The sequence below is a fragment of the Knoellia sinensis KCTC 19936 genome (assembly GCF_000768705.1).
In the GTDB taxonomy this organism is placed as follows: Bacteria; Actinomycetota; Actinomycetes; order Actinomycetales; family Dermatophilaceae; genus Knoellia; species Knoellia sinensis.
Genome location: NZ_AVPJ01000002.1, coordinates 356,334 through 363,186, shown reverse-complemented (window position 1 = coordinate 363,186; position 6,853 = coordinate 356,334). Strand labels below are relative to the sequence as shown.

The following is a 6,853-nucleotide window of genomic DNA, read 5'->3' as shown; positions in this document are numbered from 1 at the left end:
GAGAGCCTCCACCAGACCCGGGGCGATTCAGACAGCCACGTCGACGCGCACGCCCAGCCCGACCCAGTCCCCGACCCAGTCCCCGACCCAATCCCCGACGAAGCCGATCAAGGAGGCCCGCTCCAGGTACTGGCAGAGCCTCAAGCCAGGCATGTGCGTGAACCTCGCCGACGAGAAGAATGAGTTCGAGGTGACGGTGACCGATTGCCGGGACGCCCATGACTCCGAGGTCATGCTCCGGACGAAACTGTCGGGAGACCGCACCTGGCCGGGCGACGTCGCAGTGGAGGCCGCTGCAGAACCAGTTTGCCTCAAGGCCTTCGAGAGCTATGTCGGCATCGCGTACGACGAGTCCCGACTGGACTGGGATCTGATCACGACCGTGAAGGAGGACTGGGAAGCCGGGGACCGCACCATCATCTGCATGGTCTTTGACCCAGATGCCGAGACCTCGACTGAAGCGTTCAAGGGCTCGGGTCTCTAGATCCTCTGCCGACCGCTGTCGCCCGGCCTGGGCTTCCCGGGAATGTCGATGGGATCCAGAGCCGCGCCCGCCACGAGCCGCTGGGCAGCCCTCACGAGTCGGTTGGCGATCCACCCGACGGTGCCAGCGGCGCCCGAGGCCATGATGAACGACATCACGCTCAGCCCCGCATCTCCGTCCGGCCCACCCCCGCCGGCGCCGTCAAGGAACGCCCACAGAGGGCCGTAGCCCCAGAGCATCGCCACGAAGGCTCCGGCCGCGAGCAGCGCCACCAGCGCAACACCGGAGTCCGCGTTGGCCATGGACGGGGAAGAGTTGAGACTGTCCACCGTGCGGGGGTCCTGCAGGTCTTCGCACAAGGGCGCCAACGGCAACCAGTCCTCCGGGTCTGCGGCTCGAGGGCCGGTGCGCGCTGCGGCCAGTGCGGCGTTGGCTGTGTCCGTCACGGTGTCCGTGACGACCGGCCGGCCCTGGGGGTGATCGATGGCCGTCAGCTCGGTCGCACGTGACGCCACCAGATGACGCGCCACGAGGGGAACCACCTGCGCACCGCATCGCACCTGGCGGGACACAAAACTGCCATCCTGCCGTTCGAAGACCACGGCGATGGTGACGATGCTCCGGCCGGACGGGTCAGCCCTCACATCGGCGACCTGGGCCGCGGGAAGAGTGACGTCGTCCGCAGCGCCCTGAGGCGGCCAGAACGTTCCGGACTCCGGGTCGTAGGCGTCAAGCGCCGACCACGCGCCACTCTTCGGGAGCGCTCGCGCGCTGACTCCCGCCAGCACGGCCGCCAGAAGCCACGGCATCGCGAGGAAGGGATCGAACGCGAGGTCCTCGCGCATCACCTGAATGAAATCTGACGACGCCCCGTCCGGCGTGAACTCCTTCCAGTAGTCGTATGCCAGGTACTCGTACGGGATCACTCCCACGAGGGTCAGGGCCGCAGCCAGGACTCTGGCCGAGGTCTGGCTGATCACCTCATCGAGCTGGCGGACGGCCAGCCCGATGCCCAGACCCATGCCGAAGATGGGCCACCCCGCCAGAGTCTCCACCTCCTCGAGCGCTACCAGGTTGGCAACGCTGGACACGGCGACGACCCCGCACACGAGGAGGCCGATCGGGACTGCGACACGCGGCCGGGCCACCACGTCTGGATGCTAGCGGCGGCTGTGACCGACCGGTATGAGTCAGTCGAACCACAGATTTCCGCTCGCACTGACCCCCGAAGCCTGAAGAGCTCAGTCGAAGAGGTTGTTGAGGTAGCGCTGCAGCGCCGAGGTGGTCTTCGGACCCCAGGATCCGTCCTGGGTGACGCCGACCTTGGCCTGGACAGCGCGCGTCGTCGCCGGCCCGATGGTGCCGTCCTGCGTCGCCCCCACCTTGCCCTGCAGCTTCTTCACGTCCGTGGTCGACCAGTACGCGTCGACCGAGCCACCGACCCACCGCTCGACGCCCATGCGCGTCTTCGGACCCAACTGCCCGTCGACCGCTAGCGGGAAGATCCGCTTCGTCGACGTCCGCGACACACGCGTGTTCTGCCCGTTCTCGCGGGTGAGGCCCGCACGCTTGCTGCACACCGGCCACGCGCCCGGCCCTTGGACCTTGAGCACGGCCTGGGCGATCTCGATCTGCTGAGCCTTGGTCGCGAGGTTGGCGGTGTGGGCGTACTTCTGCCCGCCGAACTCCTTCCACGTGGTGAAGGAGAACTGGAGCCCGCCGTAGTAGCCGTTGCCCGTGTTGATCGACCAGTTGCCGCCGCTCTCACACTGCGCGACTCGGTCCCACACCGTCTCGTGCGCCCCTGCCGTGGTCGCCAGACCGATCACCGCCGCCGTCGCGGTCCCAGCCAGGAGTGCTGTGCCGACGAACGCTCGCCGAACGGGACGACGTCGGGTCGGGCGAGCGGGGAACTCCGGTGCGAAGAGCATGAGCGTGGTCCTTTGCGTCAGGGGACGACAAAGCACGCTACGTCACTTCTGTCACATAGATCAATCAAGTCACAGAACTACACAACTGTAACTTCCACACCATCCGTCAATTTCGCGACACGCCGCACACGCGAGAACACCTCGTATGCCGTGCGGCCGGCATACGAGGTGTTCTTGCCTTTCGAGCGGAACGCTGAGCGGCCTCAGCGACGGTTGAGGTAGCGCTGGAGCGCCGCAGTCGTCTTCGGGCCCCACAGGCCGTCCTGCTTCGAGCCGACCAGCGCCTGCAGCCGGCGCACGTCGATGCGACTGAACGACCCGTTGACGGAGCCCCCGACCTTGCGCTCGAGGCGGCGGTAGTCCGACGTGCTGAGCCGGCCGTTGACCGAGCCGCCGATCCAGCGTTCGGTGGCCCTGCGCGTCAGCGGTCCGAACTTGCCGTCGACGACGAGCTTGCCGGGAGCGGCTGCCCTCGACGTCGCGGGCGACGACGTGGCGCCCGCGTTGACGGCGGCCCCGTTGGCCCGGGTGAGACCCGCACGCTTGCTGCACACCGGCCAGGCACCGGGGCCCTGGACCTTGAGGACCTTCTGCGCGATCGCGATCTGCTGGGCCTTGGTCGCACGGTTCGCGGTGTAGGCGTAGCGCTGTCCGCCGAACCCCTTCCAGGTGGCGAACGAGAACTGCAGCCCGCCGTAGTATCCGTTGCCCGTGTTGATCGACCAGTTGCCGCCGCTCTCACATTGGGCCACGCGATCCCACACCGTGCCGGCGGCCTGGGCCGGCTGGGACAGCGCCGTGGCGCCACCGACGGCGGCGACAGATGTCAGCGCGACGCCGACGAGTTGGCGTCGGACCGGGGAGTGTTTGGGAGCGGCGTGCCTCGGGCAGTACCGGTTTTGGGCAGCATGCTTCGGACGGTAGGACGGGGTGGGGGACATCTCGAGAATCCTTCGAGGAGGGAGCGGCCCGGGACAGGGGGTCGGGCACAAGTCTCGAAGGTAGCGGCGAGTGACTCGGATCACAAGGGAGTCACGGAGAGATGACGAATTGGCGCTATTTTTTGGGTCAGACCCGGAGGCGACGACGAGCCCGGGCCACCTGCGTGTCCCACCGCGACGCGAAAATCTCCCCCAACGTCGTGCCCGTCGCGATGGCCAGGAGCACGCCCGCCGCGCCGAGCAGCGTCGCAACGCCGGCCTGGAACGACAACGTGCCGATGTCGGAGGTGCTCTCGCCGACCAGTTCATAGAGACCGCGGAAGATCGTCAGACCCGGCAGGAGCCCAAAGCTCGCGGGGACGACCACGGCCATCGCCGGCGCACCGAGTCGCAACGCCACGAGTCGCCCGATGAAGCCGAGCACGACCGCGGCCAGGCCTGTGGAGGTCACTGCCCCGAAGTCCCCCAGCCGGGTGAAGGCGGCATACAACCCGCCGCCCAGGAGCGACAACAGGGCGGTCGGCAGGATGAGTCTGCGTCGACTCTGCATGATCACCGATCCGGCCGCGCCCACGACGAAGGCACCGGCGGCCGCGGCCCACCACTGGGCCTGTGTCACCCGCAGGTCGAGCACCGACGGCGCCACGAAGTCGAACGCCATCGCCTCGGTGAGTCGGATGGTGGTGCCCAGTCCGACGGCCACGCCGATGATGAGTCCTGTGAGTGACACGAGGACGGCGAGGAGTCGACCAGCACCGGTCACGGCATACCCGGAAATGACGTCCTCGACCGCGGAAGCCATGGTCCGTCCGGGAAGCATGGCGACGATTCCGCCCGCGACGATGAACGCAAAGTCGTTGGCGCCCAACGGAATCCAGCCTTGGGCACCCATCGAGTAGGCCGCCCACGCCAGGACTGTCGACGTGAAGGCGCTCACGGCATTCGAATAGAACTCGGGGAGGTGCAGGGGCCCCATGAGGCGCCCCACTCCCGAGACCACGAGGACGACGAGCACGGTGACGAAGGCCGTGAAGAGCGTCGATCCGATCATCACCGCCACGGCCGCTGCGAGGAGTGCAGTCGCGAGGGTCACGACCCAGTCGGGCCAGATCCGACGAGCCCGCTTGATGTCGCGCAGCTGCTCGACCGCCTCGGGAAGCTCGACGTGCCCGTTGACGAAGGCGTCGACGAGCTCGTGCACGGCCACCAACCGGGCGTAGTCGTGACGCGTCGAGCGCACCACCCGCAACGCCGTCACCGGGTGGACCGCGTCGATGCGGGCATGGACGAGCAGCGACTGCAGGGTGATGTCGATCTCGACGTTGGGCACACCAGCGGCCGCGCAGATCGCGGCTACCGAACCCTCGACCTGCGGGGCACCTGCGCCGGAGCGCAGCATGAGTTCGCCGACACGGACCGCGAGGTCGAGGGCCTCGCGGACTCGCGCCTCCTCTGCTTCCTCGTGGCTGATCCGCGCGTTGCGATAGGGCGTGCGCCGCAACAGGTCGACGAGGGGCATCGGCTCGGTCGGCGGGCCACCTTCGAGGCGCCACGGGCGACGAGGGCGCTCCGGGCGCTCCGGGCGGTCCGGACGATCGGGGCTCGCTGGGCGGTCCGGGCGCTCGGCGCGCTTGTCGGCCGCCGGCCGCTCGGATTCCGTCACGGCAGGTTCAACTGCTCAGCCCATGCCGTGCCCGTGGGCCACCACGACGGCAACCCGTTGACCACTCCCGCGAAGGCCACGGCCGCAGCGGCCACGAGGAGCAGGACGACCACGACGCGGCTCGCGCTCGGGCCCGGGCTGACACCGCGGACGATGCTGCGCGTGCCTCGTCGAAGGCTCGCCCCGCCCGGTCCCCACCACGCCATGAGCCCGGCGAGGAGGCCACCCACGGCCATCGGGCCGAGGGCGTTGGGCTCGGGCGAGCCGCTCCCCTGCACGCCGACCATGGCGAGAGCGGTGACGAACACACCCGAAATGGCCATCAGGGCAGGCATGATCGCGCCGACGAGCGAGGCGACAAGGCCGACGACGAGGTGCCAGGGACTGGCGACGACGGCGAGCGGGATGTCGCTCCGGCGCACCCCCTTGTCGTGTCGCCGAAGCATGAGCGACGTGACCGAACGATCGGTCGTGCGGGCCAGGACGTTCCACACCAGGAGTCCGATCCCGGCGACGACGGGCGCAGTCGCGGCTGTCGCGACGAGGAGCGCGAGCAGCGCCGCGACCGTCCCGCTGCGGCTCGGCCGCCCGATGCGGGGGTCGAGTCTCGGGGCGCCGTTCCAGTTCCCGGGTCCCCCGTCAACTCCGGGGTATGCCGTCCGCTCCAGTTCGCGTCCCGGCTGCGGCCCGAAGATCATGTCCGCAGGGTCGTTGAAGTGCTGCGGAGGGGGCTGCTGCGGCGCGGGCTGGAGAGCGACGGGCTGAGGTGCAGCGGGCAGGGGGGCCACGGGCCTCGCAGGCTGCGCCGTTGGCAGCGGGATCACCGGCGCAGCCACGGCCGGAGCGACTGGCGAGATCGCGGTCGCCGGCTGAGTTGCGTTGCGGGACAGAGGCATCACCGAGGTGCGCGGCACATCGAGCGCCTGCGTTCTCGTGACGGGCTCCCGCACCTTGATCACGTCGGTGACGAGGCCACCTCGGGCGTAGCGCTCCAACGCCGCCACGACATCGGACTCGGGTGGACGGTCCGCGGGAACGGGAGCGAGTGCGGCATACAGCAGGGGGGCGATGCGCTTGTCGACCCCCTGAAGGTCAGGTTCGCCCGCCGTGACACGGGTGAGGACGGCCTCCATCGGACCCCGCCCGAAGGGCGGCCTGCCCGACGCGGCATAGGCCAGGGTGGCGGCCCACCCCCACCAGTCCGTCGCCGTCGAGACGGGCGCGCCTTCGACGACCTCGGGCGCGAGGTAGCCGGGGGTTCCCATGACGAGACCGGTCATGGTGAGCCGGATGTCGTCGGCGACGTGAGCGATGCCGAAGTCGATGACGACGGGGTCGCCGTCGACGATGAGCACGTTGCCCGGCTTGAGGTCGCGATGGATCACGTCGCAGCCGTGGATGACGTCGAGCGCCTCGGCGAGTCCACTTCCCAGGCGGTGGAGGTCCTCGGCGCCCATCGGGCCGTGCGACCCGATGACGTCGTCGAGTGGTGGCCCGGGGACATAGCGGGTGACGATGTAGGGGCGATCGCCGTCGATGTCGGCGTCGATGACCGGCGCGACCCGGGGGCTGCGGATGCGGCTCAGGGTCTCGACCTCGCGAGACAGGCGAGCGCGAGCCGCCGGGTCGTGGGCGACGTGAGGCCGCAGCACCTTGATCGCGACGGCCTTGCCGTGCCGGTCCAGGGCGAGGTGGACCACGCCCATGCCACCCTCGCCGAGCCGCTGGACGAGACGGTAGGCGCCGAGCAGCGAATGTTCCGGCAAGCCGTCCCTCCCACCCGAGTCGTCAAGGATTTCGGCAGTCATGACAGACACGGTATGCCGTGACCCTG

Annotated in this window: 6 protein-coding genes; 1 reads left to right on the top strand and 5 read right to left on the bottom strand. The window is 69.2% G+C overall.

The window, feature by feature from the left end; all coding sequences use genetic code 11:
* Nucleotides 1-484: septum formation family protein (locus N802_RS04605; RefSeq protein WP_156971287.1), on the top strand; the 484-nt coding region annotated here is incomplete at its 5' end.
* On the opposite strand, the gene N802_RS04600 is transcribed toward N802_RS04605, so the two are convergent.
* From N802_RS04600 to N802_RS04580, 5 genes are all read right to left on the bottom strand, one after another.
* The gene (locus N802_RS04600; protein WP_156971286.1) at nucleotides 481-1,635 is read right to left on the bottom strand and encodes a hypothetical protein; all 1,155 of its coding nucleotides are present in this window, start codon (nucleotides 1,633-1,635) and stop codon (nucleotides 481-483) included. The two genes, N802_RS04605 and N802_RS04600, sit on opposite strands and share 4 nt — an antisense overlap.
* A gap of 90 nt (nucleotides 1,636-1,725) precedes the next feature.
* Nucleotides 1,726-2,415 carry a transglycosylase family protein gene (locus tag N802_RS20995; RefSeq protein WP_035912738.1) on the bottom strand — a complete coding sequence of 230 codons (690 nt, stop codon included), beginning with the start codon at nucleotides 2,413-2,415 and terminating at the stop codon, nucleotides 1,726-1,728.
* A 203-nt stretch (nucleotides 2,416-2,618) separates the two neighbouring features.
* Complete coding sequence (locus tag N802_RS04590; protein ID WP_052109423.1) at nucleotides 2,619-3,356, bottom strand: transglycosylase family protein; 738 nt, start codon at nucleotides 3,354-3,356, stop codon at nucleotides 2,619-2,621.
* A 127-nt stretch (nucleotides 3,357-3,483) separates the two neighbouring features.
* Nucleotides 3,484-5,019 (bottom strand): threonine/serine exporter family protein, encoded by a 1,536-nt coding sequence (locus N802_RS04585; RefSeq protein ID WP_052109422.1) that lies wholly within the window; start codon nucleotides 5,017-5,019, stop codon nucleotides 3,484-3,486.
* Nucleotides 5,016-6,827 carry a serine/threonine-protein kinase gene (locus N802_RS04580; protein ID WP_052109421.1) on the bottom strand — a complete coding sequence of 604 codons (1,812 nt, stop codon included), beginning with the start codon at nucleotides 6,825-6,827 and terminating at the stop codon, nucleotides 5,016-5,018. Before N802_RS04580 ends, N802_RS04585 begins: the two co-directional genes overlap by 4 nt.
* Nucleotides 6,828-6,853: the final 26 nt, after the last annotated feature.